Below are 25,888 nucleotides of genomic sequence, written 5' to 3'. Positions count from 1 at the left end.
TTGCTGTCGACAGGGTATCCTGTGGGCAGTAATGGAGGTTTCTCATGCAGATCTACAAAGTCGGTGGCGCGGTGCGCGACCGCTTGCTCGGGCGCCCGGTCAGCGATATCGACTGGCTGGTGGTCGGCGCCACGGTCGAACAGATGCAGGCCCAGGGCTTTCGCCCGGTCGGTGCTGATTTCCCGGTATTCATCCATCCCAGGACCGGCGAGGAGTACGCCCTGGCGCGCACCGAACGCAAGAGCGGACGTGGCTATGGCGGATTCACCTTCCATGCCAGCCCCGAGGTGACTCTCGAAGAGGACCTGATCCGCCGCGACCTGACCATCAACGCCATGGCCGAGGACGAGCAGGGCACGCTGTGCGACCCCTACCATGGTAAGGAAGACCTGGAACGGCGCATATTACGCCACGTTTCCCCGGCGTTCGCCGAAGATCCCTTGCGCGTTCTGCGGGTGGCCCGCTTTGCCGCGCGCTATGCCCCGCTGGGTTTTCGCGTGGCCGAGGAAACCCTCGAGCTGATGCGCCAGATCAGCGCCTCGGGCGAGCTGCAGGCGCTGACCGCCGAGCGTAGCTGGAAGGAAATCGAGCGAGCGCTGATGGAAGACCAACCACAGGTGTTCATCCAGGTATTGCGTGCGTGTGACGCCCTGGCGGAACTGATGCCCGAGGTCGATGCGCTGTTCGAACAACCAACCGGGCTCGACAGCGGCAGCCATACCCTCGCGGTCCTGCAACAGGCCGCTCGGCACCGGCAACCGCTGAATGTACGCTGGGCTTGCCTGTTGCACGCTCTGGGCCTAGCGCAGATCAAAGCGATGAATCAGCGCTTCAAGGCCCCCCGGGAATGCCAGGAACTGGCGCAGTTGGTTGGCAAGTGCCACACCTCTTTCCAACGAGCCCTTGAATTACCCGCTGGGGCGCTGTTGGAACTGCTGCACACGTTCGACGTATACCGCCGCCCGCAACGCTTCGAGGACTTCATCGCGGCCTGCGAGATGGATGCAGGTGCACGCCTGGGGCTGGAAAGCGGGGATTATCCACAGGCCGGTTACCTGCGTGGCGCCGCGGCGGTGGCCAAGGAGGTCGATGTGAAGCGCCTGGTGGAGCGAGGCCTGACCGGGCAAGCGCTGGGCGAGGCGCTCAAGGGAGAGCGACTGAAGGCGCTGGAAGCCTACAAACGACAATACGAAGCGTAGAAACCCTAGGCACTCATGCTTGCCCATGCACGGGCAAGCCCGCTGCCACAGGGCCCTGCACGCCTTGTGGGACGTGCCTCGATGCCAGCCTGCATTGGGCCGCTCAATGCCTTGACTGACCAGCACCGAGGCTCTCCCGCCTCACATCCGGGTCAGCTGCAACCCACGCCACTCGAACGACACCGGCGCCAGCACCTGCTCGATATCCGCCTCCTGCCACAGTTGCGCCATGCGCTTGCCCACGCCCGGATGCACCAGCTCCGGCGCCAGCAACGACAAGGGCCAGAGCACGAACGCATTCTTCAGGATTTCCGCCCGCGGCAGCACCAGGCCATTGAAGGTGCCCAGCAAGTCATCGAACATCAGCACATCGATGTCCAGCGGCAACCCCTTGCGCTCAGGGGCATAACGGCCATTGTCCGCCTCGATGAACTTCAGCCGGCGATCCAGCTCGAGCAGCGGCAGATCGGTCTGCCCGGTCACCACCAGGTTGAAGAAAGGCCCGCTCTTGATGCCCACCGCCTGGCTCTCGAACACCGGCGAACAACGCATGTCGCGCAGAAAGCCGGCCAGGGCGTCGAGCCCGGCGCACAGGTGCGCCTCGCGCTCGATGTTGCTGCCCAGCCCCAGGTATACCGTGCTCAGAGACATCCGCGCTCGATCTCCACGCCAACGCCGCCACGGGCCGCTGGTACGGCGCCCGGCTTGGTCAGTTTCAGACGCATCCAGGGAATGCCGAACGTCTCCATCAGCTCCGCCACCAGGCGCTCGGCAAAGGTTTCGACCAATTCGAAGCGGGCCTGCTCGGCGAACGCCTGGACACGCGCCGAAACGCTGGCGTAATCCAGCGCCAGGCGCAGATCGTCACCGGCGGCGGCCGGACGGTTGTCCCAGGCGAAACTCAGGTCCAGGCGCAGGCACTGGCGAATATCCCGCTCCCAGTCATAGGCACCGATGACGGTATCGACTTCCAGGCCTTCGATGAACACTCTGTCCAAGCACTTCTCTCCACAGCACGACAAGGGCGACTGGCGCCGTTAGAATCAGGGCATCCCCGCCCGGAATAGTTAGCATGTTTTGGTTATTGGCGCTGCTCGCCTACCTGCTTGGCTCTCTGTCCTTCGCCATCGTCCTCAGCCGCCTCAGCGGCAGCCCCGACCCGCGCTCCAGCGGCTCGGGCAACGCCGGCGCCACCAACATGCTGCGCCTGGCGGGCCGCAAGCTGGCGATCCTGACCCTCCTGGGCGACCTGTGCAAGGGCCTGTTGCCCGTGCTGCTGGCCCAACTGCTCGGGCTCGGCCTGCAGGAGCAGGCCTGGATCGGCCTCTGTGCGGTGGTCGGCCATATGTTCCCCCTGTACTTCCGCTTCCAGGGTGGCAAGGGCGTGGCGACGGCCGCCGGCATGCTCATGGGCCTGTACCTGCCGGCCGCGCTGCTGGCCATCGTTGCCTGGCTGCTGACCTTCTACCTCACCCGCACCAGCTCCCTGGCGGCGCTGATCGCCACACCGCTGACCCTGCCATTGCTGGCCTGGCGCGAGCCCGAGGCACTGCTGCCGATGGCCGCGCTCACCCTGCTGATCGTCTGGCGCCACCGCAGCAATCTACGCGACCTGTTCGCCGGGCGCGAACGACATTTCTGAATCGCCAGCCTGAACGGCATTCACCTTCATACCGCCGGTAGCTGCTCCATCGGCCAGCGTGCCTGCACGCTGATCGCCAGGTCCTGGCGCTGCCCGGCGAGCAGGCGCTGGCAGCCGGCATAGGCGATCATGGCGCCGTTGTCGGTGCAGAACCGGGGCCGGGCGTAATACACATTGCCCTTGATGCTGGACAGCATGGCCTCCAGCGAGGCCCGCAGGGCCTTGTTGGCGCTCACCCCCCCGGCGATCACCAGGCGCTTGAGCCCGGTCTGCTTGAGGGCACGCTTGCACTTGATGGTCAAAGTCTCCACCACCGCCTGCTGGAATGCCAGGGACAGGTCGCACCGGGTCTGCTCGCTGTCGTCCCCGGCATCGCGGCATTGCTGCCAGGTATTCAGGGCGAACGTCTTGAGGCCGCTGAAGCTGAACTCCAGGCCAGGCCGATCGGTCATCGGCCGGGGGAAGACGAAGCGCCCGGGTACACCGCGCTCGGCCAGGCGGGCGATTTCAGGCCCGCCGGGATAATTCAGGCCAATCAGCTTGGCGGTCTTGTCGAAGGCCTCACCCGCCGCGTCGTCCAGGCTCTCGCCAAGCAACTGGTACTGGCCGACGCCATCGACCCGCACCAACTGGGTATGGCCACCGGAGACCAGCAGGGCGACGAACGGAAACTCGGGGGGCTGTTCTTCGAGCATGGGCGCCAGCAGGTGGCCCTCCATGTGGTGCACGCCGATCGCCGGAATGTCCCAGGCGAACGCCAGTGCCTGGGCGCACGAGGCACCGACCAGCAGGGCCCCCACCAGGCCGGGGCCGGCGGTATAGGCGATCGCATCGATCTCGGTGGCGACGCAGCCGGCTTCGCCCAGCACCTGGCGGATCAGCGGCAGCATGCGCTTGACGTGGTCACGCGAAGCCAGCTCCGGTACCACCCCGCCATAGATGCGGTGCAGGTCGATCTGGCTGAACAGGGCATCGGCCAGCAGGCCGCGCTCGCTGTCGTATAATGCGACGCCAGTTTCGTCGCAGGATGTTTCCAATCCCAGTACTAGCATGGGTCTGTGCCTTGTCGAGGCTGAATTCGAAGGCGCGCATGATAGTCCCCGTACCCGATGCCGACCAGCGGTTTTCGATCAGAGGCTTTGCATTCCGGCCGTCTAAGGGTTAACATCCGCAGCCCTTGAAAACCGACGTTCTCCAGCACACCCTTGTTTTGCCAGGAGCGCGTCCACCCCGGTAATGAATGAAGGTAGCCCTGGATGCCAGCCGTCAAAGTTAAAGAGAACGAACCCTTCGACGTAGCTCTGCGTCGTTTCAAGCGCTCCTGCGAAAAAGCCGGTGTACTGGCTGAAGTTCGTAGCCGCGAGTTTTACGAGAAGCCGACTGCCGAGCGCAAGCGCAAGGCCGCTGCCGCTGTCAAGCGTCACGCCAAGAAGGTCCAGCGCGAACAGCGCCGCGCCGTTCGTCTGTACTGATACAGGCGTTCTACGCAAAGCTTCTGCCCCGCCCGGCCTTGTGCCGGGTTGATGGCAGCGGTAGCTTCAAACCTTTGGCGCCAAGCCTGAGGTGCCCCTTGCAGCAGCTTGCGGGCAATCCGCCTGAACACGTCAGAGCTGGTCAATGGCCAGTCGTGCACGTCGTGACTGACGAGCCCTCCGTGGCTGACGAGCACATTTTTTCCTCGCACCCTCCAATAGCACCACTCGCCCCGAACCCGCGCGTAGCGATTAGACTTGCCAGTTGCCAGATGACGAGACTGCCATGGCCGGGCTGATTCCCCAGAGCTTCATCGACGACCTTCTCAACCGCACCGACATCGTCGACGTGGTGAGCTCGCGCGTCCAGCTGAAGAAGACCGGCAAGAACCTCTCTGCCTGCTGCCCGTTCCATAAGGAAAAGACCCCGTCCTTCACCGTCAGCCCCGACAAGCAGTTCTACTACTGCTTCGGCTGTGGCGCCGGTGGCAACGCGCTCGGCTTCATCATGGACCACGACAACCTGGACTTCCCCCAGGCCGTCGAAGAGCTGGCCAGGGCCGCAGGCATGGAAGTCCCGCGGGAGGAGGGCCGGCGCGGGCAGAAACCCCGCCAGCCCACCGACTCGCCGCTCTACCCGCTGCTCGAAGCCGCCGCCGAGTTCTACCGCCAGGCCCTGCGCAGCCACCCGACCCGCAAGGCGGCGGTGGGCTACCTCAAGGGCCGCGGGCTGTCCGGCGAGATCGCCCGCGATTTCGGCCTGGGTTTCGCCCCGCCGGGCTGGGACAACCTGCTCAAGCACCTGGGCGCCGACACCCTGCAGCAGAAGGTCATGATCGACGCAGGCCTGCTGATCGAGAACGCCGAGACCGGCAAGCGCTACGACCGCTTCCGCGACCGAGTGATGTTCCCGATCCGCGACAGCCGTGGCCGGGTCATCGCCTTCGGCGGGCGAGTCCTGGGCGACGACAAGCCCAAGTACCTGAACTCCCCGGAAACCCCGGTGTTCCACAAGGGCCAGGAGCTCTACGGCCTGTTCGAGGCGCGCAAGCACAACCGCAACCTCGACGAGATCATCGTCGTCGAGGGCTACATGGACGTCATCGCCCTGGCCCAGCAGGGCCTGCGCAATGCGGTGGCGACCCTGGGCACGGCCACCAGCGAGGAGCACCTCAAGCGCCTGTTCCGCGTAGTCCCCAGCGTGCTGTTCTGCTTCGACGGCGACCAGGCCGGCCGCAAGGCCGCCTGGCGCGCCCTGGAGTCCACGTTGGCGAGCCTGCAGGACGGCCGCCGCGCGCGCTTCCTGTTCCTGCCCGAAGGCGAAGACCCGGACAGCCTGGTCCGCGCCGAGGGCACCGACGCTTTCCTGGCGCGCATCAATCAGCACGCCCAGCCCCTGGCCGACTATTTCTTCGAGCAACTGGGCAACGAGGCCGATCCACGCTCGCTGGAAGGCAAGGCGCACATGGCGACCCTGGCCGCGCCGTTGATCGAAAAGATCCCCGGCGCCAACCTTCGTCAGCTGATGCGCAATCGCCTGAAGGAAATCACCGGACTGGACCCCCAGCAGGTGGAACAACTGGCACAGAGCGCGCCCGCGACCAGCACGCCGGACTACGACCCTGGCTACGACTACGACGCCATGGCCAGCTACACGCCCGACTATGGCGATACGCACCAGCCCGACTACGCCCCCGCCCACCAGGAGCAGCGCCCTTGGACGCAAAACAAAGGCGGCGGCAAGAAGCAATGGGACGGCAAGCCCTGGGACAAGAAAGGCGGCAAGCCCTGGCAGCGCGACGGCCAGCGCGGCGAAGCGCCACCCCGCGTGCCGGCCCCGGTGGAGCCGCCGACGCTGTCGGCCTTGCGCACCCTGCTGCACCACCCCTTGCTGGCCGGCAAGGTCGAGGACGCCAGCCACTTCGCCGACGAAGAGCATCTCTACAGCCAACTGCTGGTGGCCCTGATCGAGGCCGCACAGAAGAATCCTGGGCTAAGCTCAATGCAGTTGATCGCACGCTGGCACGGCACTGAACAAGGCCGCCTGCTGCGCGCCCTGGCGGAAAAGGAATGGTTGATCGATGCCGACAACCTTGAACAACAGTTTTTCGACACTATAACTAGCTTGTCCGCCCGCCAACGCGAGCGCAGCCTGGAACATCTGCTCAGGAAAGCACGTCAAAGTGAGTTGAGCGCCGAGGAAAAATCTCAGCTGCTCGCACTGCTGAGCCGCAATGTTCCCGCACAAACCCCGACCTCATCTGGCGCGTGAGGTCCATGCTCGGGTATAATCCTCGGCTTGTTTTTTGCCCGCCAAGACCTTCAGTGGATAGGGTGTTATGTCCGGAAAAGCGCAACAGCAGTCTCGTATCAAAGAGTTGATCACCCGCGGTCGTGAGCAGGGCTACCTGACTTACGCGGAGGTCAACGACCACCTGCCTGAGGATATTTCAGATCCTGAACAGGTGGAAGACATCATCCGCATGATCAACGACATGGGGATCAACGTATTCGAGAGTGCTCCGGATGCGGATGCCCTGCTGTTGGCGGAAGCCGACACCGACGAAGCCGCAGCCGAAGAAGCCGCCGCCGCGTTGGCGGCGGTTGAAACCGATATCGGCCGCACGACCGACCCGGTGCGCATGTACATGCGTGAGATGGGTACCGTCGAGCTGCTGACCCGCGAAGGCGAGATCGAAATCGCCAAGCGCATCGAGGAAGGCATTCGTGAAGTGATGGGCGCCATCGCCCACTTCCCGGGTACCGTCGACTACATCCTCGGCGAATACGACCGCGTCACCACCGAAGGTGGCCGCCTGTCCGACGTCCTCAGCGGCTACATCGACCCCGATGACAGCATCGCCACGCCTTCCGAGGAAACCCCTCAGCTCGGCGCCAAGGCCGCGGCCGCCAAGGAAGAGGAAGAAGAGGACGAAGAAAGCGAAGAAAACGCTGACGACAGCGAGGACGAAGGCGAAAGCGGCCCGGATCCGGAAGTCGCTCGCCAGCGTTTCGGCGCGGTGTCCGACCAGCTGGACGTCACCGTCAAGGCGCTGAAGAAGCACGGTCGCGGCAGCGATGAAGGGATCGCCGCCCTGCAGGCCCTGGCCGAGCTGTTCATGCCGATCAAGCTGGTGCCCAAGCAGTTCGACGTCCTGGTCGAGCGCGTACGCAGCGCCCTGGAGCGTCTGCGCGCCCAGGAGCGGGCCATCATGCAGCTGTGCGTACGTGATGCGCGCATGCCACGTGCCGACTTCCTGCGCCTGTTCCCAAGCAACGAAACCGACCAGACCTGGAGCGGCGACCTGTCCAAGCGCAACACCAAGTGGGCTGCCGCCCTGGGTGAGAAGAACGCCGCCATCGTCGCCTGCCAGCAGAAACTGATCGACCTCGAGAACGAGACCGGCCTGACCGTCGCCGAAATCAAGGAAATCAACCGCCGCATGTCCATTGGCGAGGCCAAGGCCCGCCGTGCCAAGAAGGAAATGGTCGAGGCGAACCTGCGCCTGGTGATTTCCATCGCCAAGAAGTACACCAACCGCGGCCTGCAGTTCCTCGACCTGATCCAGGAAGGCAACATCGGCCTGATGAAGGCGGTGGACAAGTTCGAATACCGTCGCGGCTACAAGTTCTCGACCTATGCCACCTGGTGGATTCGCCAGGCGATCACCCGCTCGATCGCCGACCAGGCGCGCACCATCCGTATTCCGGTGCACATGATCGAGACGATCAACAAGCTCAACCGTATTTCCCGGCAGATGCTGCAGGAGATGGGTCGCGAACCGACGCCGGAAGAGCTCGGCGAGCGCATGGAGATGCCAGAGGACAAGATCCGCAAGGTGCTGAAGATCGCCAAGGAACCGATCTCCATGGAGACCCCGATCGGTGACGACGAAGATTCGCACCTGGGCGACTTCATCGAGGACTCGACCATGCAGTCCCCGATCGACGTAGCCACGGTCGAAAGCCTGAAGGAAGCCACCCGTGACGTGCTCTCGGGCCTGACCGCACGCGAAGCCAAGGTGCTGCGCATGCGTTTCGGCATCGACATGAACACCGACCACACCCTCGAAGAAGTGGGCAAGCAGTTCGACGTGACCCGCGAGCGGATCCGTCAGATCGAAGCCAAGGCGCTGCGCAAGCTGCGCCACCCGACTCGCAGCGAACACCTGCGATCGTTCCTCGATGAGTGATGACGAACCCCGGCCCAGGCCGGGGTTTTTCTTTTGGGGCAATGGCATTGGGGTAGGCTCTTGCCCGCACCGGCGAGCCAGCCGATTCGCGGGCAAGCCCGCTCCCACGGGCCCCGGCAGGCCGGACAATCTCCCACCGCCCACCCAATGCCCGTCTACACTCGAATTCAGACCCCCTGAACGAGAGGCCGCTATGCCCTTTATGCCGGCCCTTCTGTTGCTGATCCTGCTCATCTGGAACACAACGGCCGGCGCCCTGACCCTGACCGACGAGGAGAAAGCCTGGCTCAGCGCCCATCCACAGCTGCGCCTGGGCATCGACGCGTCCTGGCCCCCTTTCGAGTTCCGCGACCAGGAAGGCCGCTACCAGGGATTGGCCGCCGACTACATCACCCTGATCCAGGAACGCCTGGGCGTCACGCTCAAACCCGTCGAGCCCAGCAATTGGACCCAGGTGCTGGAACAGGCCCGGCAGAACCGCATCGACCTGCTGCCAGGCATCATGTCGACGCCGGAGCGCCAGACCTACCTGGCCTTCACCCGCCCCTACCTCGATTTCCCCATCGTTATCCTCGCCCACGAAGGCGGCCCGCAACCACGCACACTGAAAGACCTGTACGGCCTCAAGATCGCCGTAGTGGAAAACTACGCCCCCCACGAACTGCTGCGCAGCCACCACCCCGACCTCAACCTGGTGGCCCTGCCCAATGTCAGCTCAGCCCTCCAGGCACTGGCCATCGACGAGGTGGATGCCGTGGTCGGCGACCTCGCCTCGAGCATCTGGAGCCTGCGCCAGCTCAAGCTCGAAGGCCTCTACGTGAGCGGCGAGACGCCCTACCGCTATCAACTGGCCATGGCTGCCCCACGGGAGAACAAGCTGCTGGTCGGCATCCTCGACAAAGTCATGGCCGACATGAGCAGTGGCGAAATCAACCAGATCCAGCAACGCTGGGTCGGCAACGTCGTGGATCAACGAACCTTCTGGCACGACATGCTGCTCTACGGCCTGCCCGCCGTCCTGCTGCTGGTGGCCATTCTCGCCGTGGTGATCCGCATCAACCGGCGCCTGAGCTCGGAAATATCCCGGCGCATCGCCCTCGAACAGGAACTGCGCAGCAGCGAGTACCACTACCGCAGCCTGGTCGAAAGCCTGTCTGCCATCGCCTGGGAAGCCGACGCCAACGACTTCACCTACAGCTACGTCTCGCCCCATGCCGAGGACCTGCTCGGCTACCCGCTCAACGAGTGGCTCAAGCCAGGCTTCTGGCGCAGCATCCTGCACCCCGAAGATGCGCTCTGGGCCCAGGCCTACTGCGACAGCGAAACCGCCGCCGGGCGTGACCACAACCTCGACTACCGGGTGATCCGCGCCGATGGCCACACCCTCTGGGTACGCAATATCGTCAGCATGATCGAGCACGGCCACCGTCCGCTGATGCGCGGCCTGATGATCGACATCAGCGAGACCAAACGCACCGAAGACGCCCTGCGCCTGTCGGAGCAGAAGTTCGCCTCGGTGTTCCAGCAATGCCCGGACATCCTGTTGATCGCCAGGCACAGCGACGGCTGCCTGCTGGAAGTCAACGAGGCCTTCGAGGAGCAGATCGGCCTGAGCGCGGCCCAGGTGATCGGCCGCACCGCCACCGAGCTGGACCTGTGGGCCGTCGCCGGTGCCGGCCCGGCCTTGCTCGAACGCCTGCACAGCGGCGGCATCCGCAACCTGGAAATGAGCTTCCGGCGCAGCAATGGCCAGCTGTTCACCGGCCTGACCTCAGCCGAGACCTTCGACCTGGACGGCATCCCGGCCCTGGTGGTCGCCGTGCGCGACATCAGCCAGCTCAAGGAAACGCAACAGCAGTTGCAGACCTCCGAGGAGAAGTTCGCCAAGGCCTTCCACGCCTCGCCCGACGGCCTGCTGCTGTCACGCCAGAGCGATGGCCTGCTCATCGAGGTTAACGAAGGCTTCTGCCGCCTGACCGGCTACGACATCAACCCAGCCATCGACCAGACTTCCCTGGACCTGGGCATCTGGGTCGACCTCAACGAGCGCAGTCGCCTGGTCGAGCAACTCAAGCGCGACGGTTTCGTGCGCGACTTCAGCTGCCACATCCGCCGCAGCGACGGGCAGATCCGCCTGTGCGAACTGTCCGCTCGGCCACTGCCGATCGCCGGGGTCGACTGCATGCTGACGATCGCCCGCGACATCACCGAACGCCACCTGATGCAGGAAAAACTGCAGCTGGCCGCCACGGTGTTCGAGAACACCGCCGAAGGCGTACTGATCACCGACCCCGACCAGCGCATCAGCGCGGTCAACCGCGCCTTCAGCGAGATCACCGGCTACAGCGAGATCGAGGCCCTCGGCCAGACCCCGCGCCTGCTCGCCTCCGGCCAGCACGACAGCGCCTTCTACGCCGCCATGTGGCACCAACTGACCGCTGAGGGCCACTGGCAAGGCGAAATCTACAACAAGCGCAAGAACGGCGAACTCTACCCCGGCTGGCTGACTATCAGCACCGTGCGCAACAGCGAGCGTGGCATCACCCACTTCGTCGCCGTGTTCGCCGACATTTCCAGCCTCAAGCACGCCCAGGCCAAGCTCGACTACCAGGCTCACCACGACCCGCTCACCGGCCTGCCCAATCGCGCGCTGTTCGAGAACCGCCTGCAAGCCGCCCTCACCTGCGCACAGATCTCCAATCGCCAGGGCGCGGTGCTGTTCCTTGACCTGGACCGCTTCAAGCACATCAACGACAGCCTCGGCCACCCGGTCGGCGACCTGCTGCTCAAAGGCATCGCCCAGCGCCTCAAGGAGCAGGTGCGCGACGTCGACACCGTGGCCCGCCTGGGCGGCGACGAATTCATCATCCTCCTGCCCGGCCTGCACAGGCCCAGCGACGCCAGCGCCATCGCCAATAAGCTGCTGGCCTGCTTCCACGCCCCATTCCAGGCCGGTGAACACGAGTTCTTCACCAGCGCCAGCATCGGCATCAGCCTTTATCCACAGGATGGCAGCGACGTTGCCAGCCTGATCCGCAACGCCGACGCCGCCATGTACCGCTCCAAGGCCAAGGGCCGCAACCGTGTCGAAGCCTACACCCGCGACCTCACCGCCCAGGCCAGCGAACGCATCGCCCTGGAGCATGAACTGCGCCGCGCCATCGAGCGCAACGAGATGAGCCTGTGCTACCAGCCCAAGTTCAGCCTCAAGACCCAGAGCCTGGTCGGCGCCGAAGCCCTGATCCGCTGGAGCCACCCGACCTTCGGCGAAGTCCCGCCGGAGCACTTCATTCACCTCGCCGAGGAGAACGGCACCATTCTCCAACTGGGCGACTGGGTGCTGGAGCAGGCCTGCCGGCAGATGCACGCCTGGAAGCGCACCCATCAACCGTTCGGCCCCTTGTCGATCAACCTCGCCGGCGCCCAACTGCGCCAACCCAACCTGGCCAGGCGCATCGAGCACCTGCTCAAGGCCTACCAGCTCAAGGCGGGCGACTTGCAGTTGGAAATCACCGAGAACTTCATCATGAGCCAGGCCGAAGAGGCTCTGGCCATTCTTCACCAGCTCAAGGCCCTTGGCGTACAGCTGGCCATCGACGACTTCGGCACCGGCTATTCGTCCCTGAGCTACCTCAAGCGCCTGCCCCTGGACATCCTCAAGATCGACCAGTCCTTCATCCGCGGCCTCCCCGACGACCCCCACGACGCCGCCATCACCCGCGCCATCATCGCCCTTGGCCGCAGCATGCAGCTGACCATCATCGCCGAGGGCGTGGAGAACCAGGCACAACAACGCTTCCTCGCCGCCGAAGGCTGCGAGCAGATCCAGGGCTACATCGTCAGCCTGCCTCTACCGCCCGAGGAGTTCGCCGCTACCTGCCTGCGCATAGCACTATCGGATCTTTCAGATGGCACCGTCTCGAAACCCTCGTTATAATCCGGCCACCTCCTGGGGCCTATAGCTCAGTTGGTTAGAGCAGAGGACTCATAATCCTTTGGTCCACGGTTCGAGTCCGTGTGGGCCCACCAGTCCAGAAGCCGCGCACTGCGCGGCTTTCGTCTTTTCAAAGCCAGCGATCCACCTCTCCTCCCCCTCCTGCAAGCCCCTTTGCGTCCACAATGCGTCCACACCGGCATCAAATGCGGGATATCGCCGCAGCTCCGCTAGCAAAGAAACATCACAAGACGTAAGCGCCCCGCCCATCTGCCCAGACTAACCATCCACCCCCTCGACACCAGGCACCAGCCGATCCCGGCTATTGGTGAAGTGCAAGCATATGGCCGCACGCGCGGCATCCGGATCCTGTCGGCGGATTGCATTGAGGATGGCCTCATGCTCCAGGTTGGCCAGGTATGCATGACGGGCCAGGTTCGCGCCGGAGCGCTCGACCAGGTCGAGCCTGTTGCGGGGAATCAGGGCGCTTCCCAGGTGGCTCATGAGCTCGGTGAAGTAGACATTGCCCGTGGCCTCCGCAATCAGCAGGTGAAAACGCCGGTCAGGCTCGATGCAGCTATCCCCGGCTGCCGCCAGGTCCTGATAGTCATCCAGGGCCTGGCGCATGCGTCGCAAATGGTCGTCAGTGCGCCTCAGGGCTGCCAGGGCGGCGGCCTGCCCCTCCAGCCCAATGCGTAATTCCAGCACCTGGCGTACACCCGCCGCTGTCTCCACCCCCACATGGAAGCCGCTTTGCGGTTGTCGCTCGATCACGAACGTACCGATGCCATGCCGCGTTTCAACAAGGCCTGAAGCCTGGAGCTTCGACAGCGCTTCGCGCACCACTGTCCGGCTCACGCCATGCTCGCGTGCGACAGCTCCCTCGGACGGCAACTTGTCTCCCGGCTGGAAAGTACCCATCAGTATGCGGCGCGTCAGGTCGGACACGAGGTCATGAGCACGTGTATGGCTTTTCTTGCGCGGGATCGGCGCAGGGGACTCTTGAAACGCCATGCTTCCTCACCTCTGGTGGCAGTTGACAGACAACCCAAGCCGTTTTCGGGAGATTTTAGCAGCGCCAAGTTGTATGACAACTAATTTTTATATCTAATTTACGACGTGTCAGAGCAACCCGACAGCAACATGAAATAGCCTGAATTGTGATCATATTCCAGCATATTAGCCACTAAAAGCAGGTTGTATCCTGTGAATTCTTTCTCGAAAAACGCTTGTCGTACAACATTTTCGGTCCTACCATCGCCCTCGACATGTCAGACAAGCCACGCTGCCTCCTCCACAACAACATCCAAGCAGGTTGTGACCCGTCATGAATCCTCAAGAGTTGAAATCGATCCTTCCTCCTGGGCTTTCGCCCTTCCCTGTCACCGACTTCACTGCCAACGGTGATTTGAACGCTGCCCGCGACGCAGTCCGCCCGCAATAGAGCGGATGGCCTGGCGGCTCACGCCGCCTGCCCATTGCGACAAAGAACCACCAACCAGGGACGCCACCTGGCCGGTACAGCCCGCACAAAAACAATTAGTGGGAGATCAGGTCATGAACCAGATCGCAGATTCAGCCGCCGACAGCGATGTCCTCGGCCGCGCGGTAGGCAAGGTCAAACGCCATGTGCTACCGCTGTTCGTCATCATGTTCATCGTCAACTACATCGACCGGGTGAACATCGGCTTCGTTCGCACGCACATTGAAACGGACCTGGGCATCGGCGCTGCCGCCTTCGGCCTGGGTGCCGGTCTGTTCTTCATCGGCTATGCGCTTTTCGAAGTGCCGTCGAACATGCTGCTGCAACGCGTCGGCGCACGGGTGTGGCTCACTCGCATCATGCTCACCTGGGGCCTGGTCGCCAGTGCCACGGCGTTCATGCAGAACGAAACGCACTTTTACATCCTGCGATTCCTCCTGGGCGTCGCCGAGGCCGGTTTCTTCCCTGGCGTCATCTACTACTTCACCCGCTGGCTGCCCAAGGATGAACGCGGCAAAGCCATCGCCATCTTTCTCAGTGGCTCAGCAGCAGCCTCGCTGATTTCAGGCCCTCTGGCGGGCGCCTTGATGCAGATCGAGGGCCTGGGCATGCACGGCTGGCAGTGGATGCTGTTCATCGAGGGGATGGTCTCCGTCGTGCTGTGCTTCGCCGTCTGGTTCTGGCTGGACTCCACGCCCAACGACGCCAAATGGTTGACCGCGGACGAGAAGAACGCGCTCAACAGCGCCATCGAACGCGAGCAGCGCGAGCGTGAAGCGCTGAAGGGGCCAAGGCTTACCGTATGGCGCCTGCTACGCGATCCCCAGATCATCCTGTTCTGCGTGCTGTACTTCTGCATCCAGCTGACCATCTACGCGGCGACCTTCTGGCTGCCAAGCATCATCAAGAACATGGGTGGGCTCAGCGATATCCAGGTCGGTTTCTTCAACTCGATCCCCTGGCTGATCTCCATCGTCGCCATGTATGCCTTTGCCGCCTGCGCCAGTCGCTGGAGGTTCCAGCAGGCGTGGGTTGCAGCTGCGCTGCTGATCGCCGGCCTGGGGATGTTCCTCTCCACCACCGGCGGCCCGGTCTTCGCGTTCGTGGCGGTGTGCTTCGCGGCCATCGGCTTCAAGTCGGCTTCTGCGCTGTTCTGGCCAATCCCCCAGGCCTACCTGGATGCACGCATCGCCGCAGCGGTCATTGCCCTGATCAACTCCCTGGGCAACCTCGGCGGCTTCGTCGCCCCGGCGACCTTCGGCATTCTCGAAGAGCAGACCGGTTCGATCCAAGGCGGCCTCTACGGCCTGGCCTGCACCTCGCTGCTCGCTGCCCTGCTCGTCTTCTTCATCCGCACGGCCCCGAAGGGCGCGGGTGACGACAACGCCAAACATCCCTCGGCGCTGAGCCAGCCTCACTGACTTCCTGCAGGAATTGACGACCATGAACCTTCACAGCCCAACCCAGCCCTTTTTCACCCCCTCCACCCAAGTGTCCAATGGCACGCCCGTGGTCACCGAGCTACGGGTAATCCCGGTTGCAGGGCACGATGCGATGCTGCTGAATCTCAGCGGTGCCCATGGCCCGTACTTCACCCGCAATGTCGTAATCCTGCGCGACAGTGCGGGCAACACGGGTGCCGGCGAGGTGCCAGGGGGCGAACGTATCCGCCAGACCCTGGAAGATGCCCGTAGCCTGGTCGTGGGCCAGCCGATCGGGCACTACCAGCGCGTGCTCAACGCCATGCGCCAGACGTTCGCCAGCCGGGATGCCGACGGGCGCGGCTTGCAGACCTTCGACCTGCGCATCACCGTGCACGCTGTCACCGCCATGGAGTCGGCACTGCTCGACCTGCTTGGCCAACACCTCGGTGTGCCGATGGCCGCCTTGCTCGGCGAAGGCCAGCAGCGCGACGCAGTGAAGATGCTCGGCTACCTCTTCTATGTCGGTGACCGCAACGACACCAACCTGGAATACCGCAGCGAGCCTGACGCCGACAATGACTGGTTCCGCATCCGTCATGAAAAGGCGCTGACACCTGAAGCGGTGGTACGCCTGGCAGAAGCTGCCAAGGCACGCTACGGCTTCACCGACTTCAAGCTCAAGGGCGGCGTACTGCGTGGCGAAGAAGAGATCGAAGCGGTTACCGCGCTCGCCGAGCGTTTCCCTGAAGCTCGAATCACCCTCGACCCCAATGGTGCCTGGTCGCTCAAGGAGGCCATCAGGCTGTGCCGTGACCAGCACCACGTGCTGGCTTACGCCGAAGATCCCTGTGGCGCTGAAAACGGCTACTCCGGCCGCGAGGTGATGGCCGAGTTCCGCCGCGCGACCGGCCTTGCGACGGCCACCAACATGATCGCCACCGACTGGCGCGAAATGGGGCATGCGATCCAGTTGCAGTCGGTGGATATCCCGCTTGCCGACCCGCACTTCTGGACACTGCAGGGCTCGGTCCGGGTGGCCCAGATGTGCCATGACTGGGGCCTGACCTGGGGCTCCCATTCCAACAACCACTTCGACATTTCCCTGGCCATGTTCACCCAGGTGGCAGCCGCGGCGCCGGGCGAGATCACGGCCATCGATACCCACTGGATCTGGCAGGACGGCCAACGCCTGACACGCGACCCGCTTCGGATCGTCGACGGCTTCGTCAAGGTACCGGAGCGTCCAGGCCTGGGTGTCGACATCGACGAGGACCAGTTGGCCAAGGCGAACGAACTCTATTTCCAGAAGGGCCTGGGCGCGCGGGATGACAGCATCGCCATGCAGTTCCTGGTTCCCGGCTGGCAGTTCGACAACAAGCGTCCGTGCCTGGTGCGCTAGGCGCCTGGCGGCCTGTCTTCAATGCCGTTGAGTTGTCATTTTGGGGCTGCGTAGCGGCCCCAATGGCGGTTGCATGTCTTGGCTGACCGGCGCAGGGCTTGATCCGGGATACTCGCTCGAGACGAACCGCAGCGCCTTGGCCTCTCAAAACACATCGATGGGATACTCAGTGATCACCCTGACCTGGTCCTGGGTGCCCCCCGTACTCGCATCCCCTCGGTGCCACGCCAGGCGCAGGCGCACCGAAAGATCCTTCGCCGGCCCCGACTGGACCACATACCTGGCCTCGGCATCGGTTTCGAACTCGCTGTCGTCAGAGCCGTACTTGTTGAAGTAAGCCCCCGAAGACACCTTCGTGCCGTCTATGTCCTGGCCGTTGAGGTAGCGGACCATGAACGACAACCCAGGCACGCCATAGACCACCATGTCGAGGTCATAGCGCAGTTGCCACGATTTCTCGCCCGGGCCATTGAAGTCCGAGTACTGCACCGAGTTCGGCAGGAAGATCGACCCTCCGGCCCGCCCGCTATCCCCGAAGCCCACGTAGTCGAAAGGCTGGTCGCCATGGATGCTCTGACGCGCAAGCGTCAGGGTATGGCCTGAGTACTTGTAGGCCACCTGCATGCCGACAGCTGTCGTGTTGATGGTGCCGGCCTTGGCCTGGCCACTGTCGAGGGTTCGATAGACATTGAAGTCAAAGGTCAGGCCTTGGTTCTGCCCCAGAGGTAGCGCGTAGTTGACGTTCCCGTAGTATTGGTCCCAAACATCCTTGAAACGGCTGACGTAAAGGCTGGCCACCACGCCTTCGGCAAACCTGTACTTGCCGCCGGCATAGCTGACCGAAGGTGTGGTGACCAGGGCATAGGTGGCCCAGAGCTCACCGTCGCTGTTGGTATTGACCTGATCGGTCCCCGCCGTGAAGTGCCCGGCATCGACCAGCAACGGAGCGAAATCGTTACTCGTGAGCTGGAAGCCCGTGGCGGTCTGGGGGAACAGTCGGCTGGTGCTCTGGGCGAAGACAGGGGCCGACGGGCTCATCTCGCCATAGCGAAGCACCGTTGATTTGAAGCGGGCTTTCACGGCACCGCCGGCTCGTCCGTATTCGTCGTCCGGCCGCCCATCATCGCCGACCGGCAGATTGCCGGTGCCGGTTCGGCCACTACCGCCATCGAGTTTGAGGCCCCAATAGCCGAACAGGTCGACACCGAACCCTACCGGCCCCGGCGTGAATGCCGACTGGAAGTTGGCAAGGAATGCCTGGGTCCAGTCCACCTGATCCGAACGCTGCTCGCCTCGGCTGGTGTTGTAGTAATAGTTCTTTGCCAAGACATTCAGGCGCCCCATCTTCTCCCCAACTTCCCCTGCCTGCCCCGCCGCATTGACGGAGGGTGCGAGCATGAGCGCGCCCAGCGATATATATAAACCAATAGACTGCCTGGAGCCTGCAACCGAACGTGCAAACCTGTTAGCCAACACCATGACCACCTCTTTCACGCTTTAATTATTATTGAACGCCAGGCAGGGAATACCCGGAGCGCTTACGCCAAGAGAATTCGATACCGAGAGAACTTGCCCCCAGGCGCTGGAACAAAAACAATCACCGCCCACCAATTGTTCCAGCCGGGTTCAATTCAAGATATTGAAAGAAACTTACCTACCCAGGAATGAATAGCCGTAGCCGACGAGCTTCGCGTCATCGCCATGGCGCCCGAGGAAGGACACCCCCACCGACACCCCACCCGTGATGGTTCCAGCCGGCACCGTGATCTCCGGAAACCCGGTGGCGGATGCGATATAGGCCGCCGCATAGGTATCGTCCGACTGGCACTCGAAGCTATCGTCCTTCTGCCCATGCACCACCGAAGCCGGGCAGTTGATGGTCGCGAACATCAAGCCATCGATGCCTGAGGCTTGCATCAGGTTTTCAAGATCCCGACGCAGGCCTGGGATCCGGTTGGACAGGATCGAGATGTACAGGGGCGTGTCAGCCTGCGAATGCCCAGCGAGCGCCTCCAGCGCCTCGAAACGCTTGGGGTTCATCGGATGCCCATCGCGCTTCGACTGCTCAGGCTTTGCCCGCGCCAGGAATTGCTCCAGCGTTTTCGGCTGATCGGCCGAAAGCGTCGAGAGATAGCGCTCGAACTGCGGCTTGAACTCACTATCCCCCACAGGCCCCAGTACATCTGCCCAGAGGGTTTCATAGGCTTTCGGCAAGGTGATGCTCACAACGTTCGCGCCTTTGCCTTCGAGCCGCTGCTGGGCCTGGTGGAAAACCTGGTCGACCTGTGCATTCGCGCCTTCGAAGTTGGTCACCACACCGATGGTCTTGCCATCCAGCGCGTTGGGGCGAAGCGCTTCGACGAACCCGATGCGCTCTGCTGCGATGCCCTGGGTGGCCGCATCGTTGTCGTCCTGGCCCTTGAGCACGTCGAGCACGATCGCCTGGTCAGCCACGCTTCGGGTGACCACCCCGACGGTGTCGAAGGTCAGGGACAAGGGGATGACGCCGCTGCGGCCGATCAGGCCCATGGAGGGCCGCAGCCCAACGGTGCCGGTCACGCTTGCCGGACCACGGATCGACCCGCTGGTATCCGACCCCAGCGCAAAAGGGGCGAACCGGGCCGCGACCGCGGCAGCGGAGCCGCTGCTGGAGCCAGAGGCATCGCGCTTGGTGTTCAGCGGGTTGAGCGTCTGGCCGCCCAGCGAGCTGTAGCCGAACCAGCCGAAGGAGGCGGCCAGTTCGGACATGTTCGCCTTGCCCAGCAGGATCGCCCCGCTGTCCAGCAGGCGCTGGACAGCGAAGGCGTTCCGGGAAGGAATCGAAGCGCGCAGCACATAGGCGCCACCGCTGGTCACCTGGTCGCGCGTGTCGAAGTTGTCCTTCGCCAAAAACGGTATCCCCGCAAGCGGGCCGCTGTGGTCCTGGGGGTTCCGGGCTCGCTCGACATCCCAGGCACGGGCCTGTTCGAGCGCCTTGCCGTTCACCGCGATCACCGCATTGATATGCCGGCCCTGGCGATTGTCTTTCTGGATGTTCGCCTGGAAATGGCGTACCAACTGTTCCGATGTCACCTCTCCCCTATCGAGCGCTTCACGAAGTTGGAGAAGATTCATTGAATCTATGTCTGCCGCCATCACGCGTGAACTTATCGTGGCGAACAGCAATACCGCGCCCACGGTTCTTGTTATGGATACCATGACGAATCCTACTGGTGGTGCGAATAGATTAGGAGCGCCCGAACAGCGGGCACCTGTCGAATGATCAGTCAGCAGGGCCTGCGACAGCGGGTGCGAGCATATTGTTCTTCGACAAATATTCGCTGGCCACTTTCTCGATGGACTCCCTGCCGACATCGACGCGCGAGTTGAGCGTCGCCATGGTATCGCTGGTGAGGCTCGCGGATAACGTGTTGAGCAGCTCGGCGACGCCAGGATGGGCTTCCAGGAATTGGGTGCGGACGACCGGGGTCAAGGCATAACTTGGGAAGAATCCCTTGTCGTCCTCAAGGATCACGAAGCCGAACGCCGGAACGCGACCATCGGTGGACAACACCAAGGCCACATCGGCCTGCCCCTCACGCAGGGCCTGGTAGGTCAACCCGCCGTCCATGCGGATGATGTCGTCACGCTCGAACGTGAACGCATAGAGATCCTGAAGCGGTCGCAGACCATCAGGCCGCGAATAGAACTCCGCGTTGGAGGCGAACTTCAGGTGTTCGCCATCGTTGACCTTGGTGGCCAGGTCGCTGAGCGTGGCAATGCCTTTCGCCTTCGCCTCCTCCTCCCGCATGGCGAAGGCATAGGTATTGTTGGCCTCGGACGGCTGCAGCCAGGTCAGCCCCTTGGCAGCGTCCAGGCGCTTGACGCGCGCGTAGGTCTGCTGGGCATCGAGCCGCTCCTTGACCTTGTTGTAGATGATCAGCGACGTACCGGTGTATTCCCAGTAAATGTCGACCTGGCCATTCTCCTGTGCAGAACGCAGCACGGACGACCCCAGGTCGGGACGCTTGTCCACCTTGTACCCTTCGCTGCGCAGCAGTTGGGCGGTCATCTCGGCAATCAACTGTTGCTCGGTGAATTTCTTGCCCCCGACGACGACACTCGGCTGGGCAGCCTGGGCGGCCCCCAGCAGCGCCATCGTGAGCAGTGCGACAATGCCTCGTGCGAACATACAGCACCTATGTGTTTTGAGTTGTTATCAGGACTATCGCGCCGCAAGTCGCAAGCCACGGGAGACCGTCGCGTACTGGACGAAGCCGCAGGCCAGGTCCACTGCGATGGCCAGGCCCGCCGTCGCCACGGCACCCGCGATCATCATGGGGTAGTCGTTCAGGTCGATGCCGGTGAAGATCAGCTCGCCCAGGCCTCCCCCGCCGACCAGAAAGGCAAGCGGCGCGGTACCGACGTTGATCGCCAGCGCGGTGCGGATACCGGCGAAGATCACGTTGAGCGCATTCGGGATCTCGACCTTGAACAATGTCTCGCGCGGCGTCATGCCCATGGCTTCGGCGGCTTCGACCAGGTGACGCGGCACCGAGCGCAGGCCCTCGTAGGTGTTCACGGTGATCGGCAGCAGCGTCGCCACCCACAGCGCAAAGATGGCGGCAGGCCCGCCAACCCCCACGAAGCTCATGGCCAAGGCAAGCAGCGCGAGCTTCGGGATCGCCTGGCCGACGTTGAGCACCTGCATGACAGCCAGGGCATACTTCTGGTTGCCCGTGCGACTCATCCAGATGCCCACCGGCAGCGCCACGATCAACGCCAGTGCACTGCTCACCGCGACGATGTGCATGTGCTGGAGGGAGAGGTAGATGATTTCGCTCCAGTAGCCCTGGAGCCATTCCCAGAGGTTGGCCACGCCGTTCATCAGTGCACCACCGTCGTCGTGTTCTCGACCAGGCGGGCAAGGATGTCTTGCTGGTGCACGAACCCGACCAGCTTGCCGTTCTTGTCGTTGCACACAGCCCAGTCACGCCCCTGCCCCAGCAATTGCGACAGCACCTGGCGCAGATCGTCCGTGTGCTGCACGACCAGGGGCGCGAACGAGGCCGCGCCATTGCCCCCGACGATCTGCATCTGCTCCTGGGGCGGCGTCTGCCGCGCGATATCGCCGGCACGCAAGAGCCTCAGGCGTTTCATGATGCGATCGCCGCCCATGAAGTTGGCGACGAATTCGCTGGCGGGGCGGGCCAGAAGGTCATCGGGCGTGCCGAACTGCTCCACCTTGCCCGCATTGAACAGCGCCACGCAGTCGGCCATCTTCACCGCTTCGTCGATGTCATGGCTGACGAACAGGACGGTCTTGCCGACCTGGCGCTGGATGCGCATGAACTCGTCCTGGATGATGTCCCGGTTGATCGGGTCGATCGCACCGAAAGGCTCGTCCATCAGCATCACGGGTGGGTCGGCGGCCAGCGCACGGGCGACACCGACACGCTGCTGCTGCCCGCCGGACAGTTCGCAAGGGAAGCGTTTGGAAAACTTCGAAGGCTCCAGCGCCACCACCTCCAGCAACTCCGCGGCACGCTTGCGGCTCTTGGTCTTGTCCCAGCCGAGCAGATCGGGCACTACGCAGATGTTGTCCTCGACAGTCATGTTGGGGAACAGGCCCACTTGCTGGATCACATAGCCGATCGATCGACGCAGGGTCACGGTATCCAGCTCTGCCGTGTCACGCCCGCCAATGAGGATTCGCCCGGAAGTCGGCGGGATCAAGCGGTTGATCATCTTCAGCGTGGTGGTCTTTCCACACCCCGAAGGACCGAGAAGCACGCAGATCTTGCCCTCTTCCACGGTAAAGGAAACATCTTCCACAGCCGTGATAGAGCCGAACTTTTTATTCAAATTATTAATCTGGATCACGTTGTAGCTTCCTTCATGCTGGGGTTATTCATCTTGATAACCCCTTTTGGGGTCAACGCACGCTGCAGGACGGACAGGGCATAATCAGCGGCCACCGCGATGATGCTGATCAAGATGGCCCCGGCCAGCAGTTGGCGCGTATCGGTCTGGGAGATGCCGCGCACGATCAGGCTGCCCAACCCGCCTGCGCCGATATAGGCGGCGATGGCCGCGATGCCGATATTGATCACGGTCGCCACACGCACCCCGGCCATGATCAAGGGCGTTGCCAACGGCAGTTCGACTTTCCAGAGCCGCTGCCAGGAAGACATGCCCATGCCCCGGGCCGCCTCGCGCAGGGCCGGGTCGACGTTGGAGATCGCCGTATGGGTATTGCGGATGATCGGAAGTTGCGAATAAAGAAAGAGCGCAATGATTGCCGGAACGACGCCGATCCCCTGGCCAATCAAGGAAAGGACGGGGATCATGAGGCCAAACAGTGCGGCGGAGGGGATCGTCATGAGCATGGCGGCAAACGACAAGACCCAACGGCTTGCACGAGGATGCTGGGAGATGAAGATACCCACCGGCACACCCGTCAAGATAGCCAGCCCGACAGCGACGAACACAATGAAGAGATGTTGCCCCAACAACTGGGCGACAAGCCCTGAATTGGAAAGAATGAAACTTAGCGTTTCCATTTTTGTTATGCCTATCTCCGCAAGGTTCTTGTGATTTCCGGGTCATCGGGAGCGGATGCCGGATTTATGACGACCTTACCCCGCTCCCTTCTCCCGGCTGAGCTTCAGGTTCGACGACCTTTATCAAAAAATCGACATGACCCATGCCGCGCATATCCCTTGCGAAAGCCACGGGCTGATACTCGGCAGACCACCGTACAAATCTTCTAAAAGCGCGTTTCGAAAGGCCGGCCATATATAAGGAAACAGCACCCGAAGCCCAGGTCGGTTAGTTACTAAGCCACCTATTTATGTCGGACCATGCCGTGTCCCCGAGGCCGCCAAAAGCCGGGCGCGGACATATCCCATCGCGGTACATCCTGCCGGCGCCTATGCCTGGCCCATATCAAACTTTCGCCGCTCCTCACCCGGGCTGCAGCCCCACGCCTTGCGATAGGCACTGCCCAAATGAGAGGCAGAGACGAACCCGCACGAGTAGGCGATCGAGGCAATGGACTTGGTGCTTTCCCTCAGCATCCGCCGCGCCTCGGCCAGGCGCAGCTCCAGGTAGAATCGCTGGGGCGTCATGCCGAAATGCTGGTGCCACAAGCGTTCGAGCTGACGCTGGGAGAGATTGCACACCTGCGCCACTTGCTCGATGCTGATGACGTGCTCGAAGTTGTCCTCCATCTGCGCGATGGCCGCTGTGATGCGTCTATCGTGCACACCGAATCGCCATTGGATGGACATCCGCTGTTGTTCTTCCGGCCCTCGAATCCTGGCATGCAGGAACTGCTCAGCCACCGCGGCGGCAAGCTTGCCACCATAGTCGACGGAGATCTGCGCCAGCATCAGGTCGATGGCCGCCGTGCCGCCGGCACAGGTCCAGCGATTGTCATGGTTTACGTAGAGTTCGCGCGTCACTTCGATGGTGGGAAACTCTTCGGCGAACTGGTTGATCGACTCCCAGTGCAGCGTGCACTTCTTCCCTTCCAGCAAGCCCGCCCGTGCAAGGATGAACGTGCCGGTGCTGAAGGCTCCCACGGTCTTGCCCTTGGCGACGGAGCGGTGCAGGAACCTGATCATCTTCGGTGGGCGCTGATGCTCGATATCCAGGCTCGCCAGCACGAATACCCGATCGAGCTCAGGCGCCTCTTCGAGCGACTGGGTATTGATCTCCACGCCACTGCTGGAGCTGACGGTACCGCCGGCCTCCGATAACAAGCTCCATTGATAGAGCGTTTTTCCGGCGAGGCGATTGGCAGCCCGCAGCGGCTCGCTGGCGCCAGCCAGGGCCATCATGGAGAACTGGGGAAGGATGAGCAGCCCGATTCGCTTGGGGGCTTCACCTTGCACGTTGGCGGTGGATGAGCTGAGCATACCTTTCCTCGATATTTCTCAGGGGCGAGAGACACGAGTCATAGGCATACCACATTACGACATGCTGGCGGAGCAGGCGGGGCCCGCGCGCAGACTCTGCGACGACGATCGCAGCGCGACACAAGCGGCGACCGATCTGGCGTCCCGGCCATCGGTGGCCAAGCGCGTCGGGAGGGTACAGCGAGGGGGGTGGCGAGACAAGGTCTGCGACTGGAAGGCCCGACGTGCGGGCCCGCCAGCTTGCATGCTGCGACTCAGGCGTACCGACGGACCGCCTCGTCGATCTTCTCGATGATGGCCTGGAACACCGGGTGGTCCGCCTGGTTCTGCTGGCCATGTTGCATGTCAGCCAGCAAGAACACGCCTTCACCGGCGTCCCCCGGGTACAGGCGGAACAGACGCTCGGACTCGGCCGGCATGTGCAGGCTGTTCTTGGCACCGTGGATGATCAAGGCCGGCGGGAAGCCCGTTGCCCCTTCGATGGCCTGCTCTGGATCGAACGCCACATAGGAGGTGTACGACTTGGCGGTTACGTGGCTGCAGCCCGGCCAACGGTCGGCGCCACCGGCTTCGGTGTAGGCGCCCAGTTGTTCATCCACGTATTGCTGGGTGGCCGGATCGAGCGGGTAGTAACCCAGGCGGGTCGCCTCGGTGCCGGTGTCGAACGGCGGGATGGGCGCGTCGCCATCGAGTTCGCGAATCGCGGCATCAGCGGCCTTGGCATCGGCGCGCAGCGATTGCAGGTCCTGGATGCGGGTGTAGCTCATCGGCACCCAGAACTTGATCTGCTCCTTGCCAGCCTTGGCCAGCTCGGCCACCGCGGCAAGGCTGGCCACCGAGCCCATTGCCCAGGAAGCGACCACCGGCATCTCGCCGAAGGCCTCACGCGCCCAGGCCACGGCGCCCAGCACCTCGTCCTTCTGGTCTTCCAGGCTCACGTTGGTCACGGTGATGTCGCCGACCTGATGGGTGTTACGGACCTGCTTGTTGGAGAAGAATCCGGCAACATCGTAGGTCATGACACGGTAGCCACGGGCAGCCAATGCGCGGCCGAACAGCTGGCCGTACATCGAGACACCGCCGGTGAAGCCAGAGTTGAAGACGACGGGCGGAAGATCGCTTGCCTGTTCGGGCTGGAATACCGCCCCTTTCAGGCGCACGCTGTGGCCAGCGTAGTCAACGTCGAATTCAATTTCCTGCATCGAGACTTTATTGTTCATATTTCGTCCTGCCTAGCACTC

General features: G+C 63.0%; 20 protein-coding genes, 1 tRNA gene and 1 pseudogene. 10 read left to right on the top strand and 12 right to left on the bottom strand.

From position 1 onward, the window contains the following. Positions 1-44: 44 nt before the first annotated feature. A complete protein-coding gene (locus ABFA30_RS06725; RefSeq protein WP_410045259.1) occupies positions 45-1,199 on the top strand; it encodes a multifunctional CCA addition/repair protein in 1,155 nt (384 codons plus the stop codon). Positions 1,200-1,340: 141 nt separating this feature from the next. Here ABFA30_RS06725 and folK read toward each other — a convergent pair whose 3' ends face one another. Then, positions 1,341-1,850, bottom strand: coding sequence for a 2-amino-4-hydroxy-6-hydroxymethyldihydropteridine diphosphokinase (folK, locus tag ABFA30_RS06720; protein ID WP_225786444.1), 510 nt, complete (start codon positions 1,848-1,850; stop codon positions 1,341-1,343). After that, complete coding sequence (gene folB, locus ABFA30_RS06715; protein WP_225786445.1) at positions 1,841-2,197, bottom strand: dihydroneopterin aldolase; 357 nt, start codon at positions 2,195-2,197, stop codon at positions 1,841-1,843. Before folB ends, folK begins: the two co-directional genes overlap by 10 nt. A 74-nt stretch (positions 2,198-2,271) precedes the next feature. Here folB and plsY point away from each other — a divergent pair, with 74 nt between their 5' ends. After that, entirely contained in the window at positions 2,272-2,841 is a 570-nt protein-coding gene (plsY, locus tag ABFA30_RS06710; protein ID WP_225786446.1) for a glycerol-3-phosphate 1-O-acyltransferase PlsY, read from the top strand. 26 nt (positions 2,842-2,867) lie between these two features. On the opposite strand, the gene tsaD is transcribed toward plsY, so the two are convergent. Beyond that, on the bottom strand, positions 2,868-3,893 hold the full coding sequence (gene tsaD, locus ABFA30_RS06705; protein ID WP_225786447.1) for a tRNA (adenosine(37)-N6)-threonylcarbamoyltransferase complex transferase subunit TsaD: 1,026 nt from the start codon (positions 3,891-3,893) through the stop codon (positions 2,868-2,870). Positions 3,894-4,097: 204 nt separating this feature from the next. On the opposite strand from tsaD, the gene rpsU reads away from it, so the two are divergent. The 5 genes from rpsU (at position 4,098) to ABFA30_RS06680 (ending at position 12,535) form a co-directional block, all read left to right on the top strand. Beyond that, positions 4,098-4,313 carry a 30S ribosomal protein S21 gene (rpsU, locus tag ABFA30_RS06700; protein WP_003255575.1) on the top strand — a complete coding sequence of 72 codons (216 nt, stop codon included), beginning with the start codon at positions 4,098-4,100 and terminating at the stop codon, positions 4,311-4,313. A 286-nt stretch (positions 4,314-4,599) separates the two neighbouring features. Further along, positions 4,600-6,585, top strand: a complete 1,986-nt coding sequence (dnaG, locus tag ABFA30_RS06695; RefSeq protein WP_253102134.1) for a DNA primase — start codon at positions 4,600-4,602, stop codon at positions 6,583-6,585. A gap of 67 nt (positions 6,586-6,652) precedes the next feature. Continuing rightward, positions 6,653-8,506 carry an RNA polymerase sigma factor RpoD gene (rpoD, locus tag ABFA30_RS06690; protein WP_253102132.1) on the top strand — a complete coding sequence of 618 codons (1,854 nt, stop codon included), beginning with the start codon at positions 6,653-6,655 and terminating at the stop codon, positions 8,504-8,506. 193 nt (positions 8,507-8,699) lie between these two features. Then, on the top strand, positions 8,700-12,443 hold the full coding sequence (locus tag ABFA30_RS06685; RefSeq protein ID WP_410045258.1) for a bifunctional diguanylate cyclase/phosphodiesterase: 3,744 nt from the start codon (positions 8,700-8,702) through the stop codon (positions 12,441-12,443). A 15-nt stretch (positions 12,444-12,458) separates the two neighbouring features. Then, positions 12,459-12,535 (top strand) — tRNA-Ile (locus ABFA30_RS06680). A 184-nt stretch (positions 12,536-12,719) separates the two neighbouring features. On the opposite strand, the gene ABFA30_RS06675 is transcribed toward ABFA30_RS06680, so the two are convergent. Next, a complete protein-coding gene (locus tag ABFA30_RS06675; protein WP_225786451.1) occupies positions 12,720-13,454 on the bottom strand; it encodes a FadR/GntR family transcriptional regulator in 735 nt (244 codons plus the stop codon). Between the two features lie 313 nt (positions 13,455-13,767). Between ABFA30_RS06675 and ABFA30_RS06670 the strand changes: the two are divergent. From ABFA30_RS06670 to gudD, 3 genes and pseudogenes are all read left to right on the top strand, one after another. After that, positions 13,768-13,860, top strand: a pseudogene (locus tag ABFA30_RS06670) (5-dehydro-4-deoxyglucarate dehydratase); the annotation flags it as partial. Positions 13,861-13,997: 137 nt separating this feature from the next. Continuing rightward, positions 13,998-15,344: an MFS transporter gene (locus ABFA30_RS06665; RefSeq protein WP_410045257.1), complete on the top strand. Its 1,347-nt coding sequence runs from the start codon at positions 13,998-14,000 to the stop codon at positions 15,342-15,344. Between the two features lie 22 nt (positions 15,345-15,366). After that, positions 15,367-16,746 (top strand): glucarate dehydratase, encoded by a 1,380-nt coding sequence (gudD, locus tag ABFA30_RS06660; protein WP_225786453.1) that lies wholly within the window; start codon positions 15,367-15,369, stop codon positions 16,744-16,746. 144 nt (positions 16,747-16,890) lie between these two features. On the opposite strand, the gene ABFA30_RS06655 is transcribed toward gudD, so the two are convergent. From ABFA30_RS06655 to ABFA30_RS06620, 8 genes are all read right to left on the bottom strand, one after another. Beyond that, on the bottom strand, positions 16,891-18,144 hold the full coding sequence (locus tag ABFA30_RS06655) for an OprD family porin (protein WP_410045256.1): 1,254 nt from the start codon (positions 18,142-18,144) through the stop codon (positions 16,891-16,893). A 252-nt stretch (positions 18,145-18,396) separates the two neighbouring features. Continuing rightward, positions 18,397-19,860 carry an amidase gene (locus tag ABFA30_RS06650; protein WP_253080196.1) on the bottom strand — a complete coding sequence of 488 codons (1,464 nt, stop codon included), beginning with the start codon at positions 19,858-19,860 and terminating at the stop codon, positions 18,397-18,399. Between the two features lie 148 nt (positions 19,861-20,008). Next, a complete protein-coding gene (locus tag ABFA30_RS06645; RefSeq protein ID WP_225786456.1) occupies positions 20,009-20,917 on the bottom strand; it encodes a glycine betaine ABC transporter substrate-binding protein in 909 nt (302 codons plus the stop codon). A 33-nt stretch (positions 20,918-20,950) separates the two neighbouring features. Further along, the gene (locus tag ABFA30_RS06640; protein WP_253080197.1) at positions 20,951-21,613 is read right to left on the bottom strand and encodes an ABC transporter permease; all 663 of its coding nucleotides are present in this window, start codon (positions 21,611-21,613) and stop codon (positions 20,951-20,953) included. Beyond that, the gene (locus ABFA30_RS06635) at positions 21,613-22,608 is read right to left on the bottom strand and encodes an ABC transporter ATP-binding protein (RefSeq protein ID WP_410045255.1); all 996 of its coding nucleotides are present in this window, start codon (positions 22,606-22,608) and stop codon (positions 21,613-21,615) included. The genes ABFA30_RS06640 and ABFA30_RS06635 overlap by 1 nt, the downstream gene beginning before the upstream one ends. Beyond that, complete coding sequence (locus tag ABFA30_RS06630; RefSeq protein WP_225786459.1) at positions 22,605-23,288, bottom strand: ABC transporter permease; 684 nt, start codon at positions 23,286-23,288, stop codon at positions 22,605-22,607. The genes ABFA30_RS06635 and ABFA30_RS06630 overlap by 4 nt, the downstream gene beginning before the upstream one ends. 369 nt (positions 23,289-23,657) lie before the next feature. After that, positions 23,658-24,647 (bottom strand): GlxA family transcriptional regulator, encoded by a 990-nt coding sequence (locus ABFA30_RS06625; protein ID WP_225786460.1) that lies wholly within the window; start codon positions 24,645-24,647, stop codon positions 23,658-23,660. Between the two features lie 254 nt (positions 24,648-24,901). Beyond that, on the bottom strand, positions 24,902-25,867 hold the full coding sequence (locus tag ABFA30_RS06620; protein ID WP_225786461.1) for an alpha/beta hydrolase: 966 nt from the start codon (positions 25,865-25,867) through the stop codon (positions 24,902-24,904). Positions 25,868-25,888: the final 21 nt, after the last annotated feature.

It is taken from the genome of Pseudomonas sp. HLMP, assembly GCF_046365545.1.
GTDB classification, from domain to species: domain Bacteria; phylum Pseudomonadota; class Gammaproteobacteria; order Pseudomonadales; family Pseudomonadaceae; genus Aquipseudomonas; species Aquipseudomonas guariconensis_B.
This window is presented reverse-complemented; position numbering and strand designations above follow the sequence as displayed.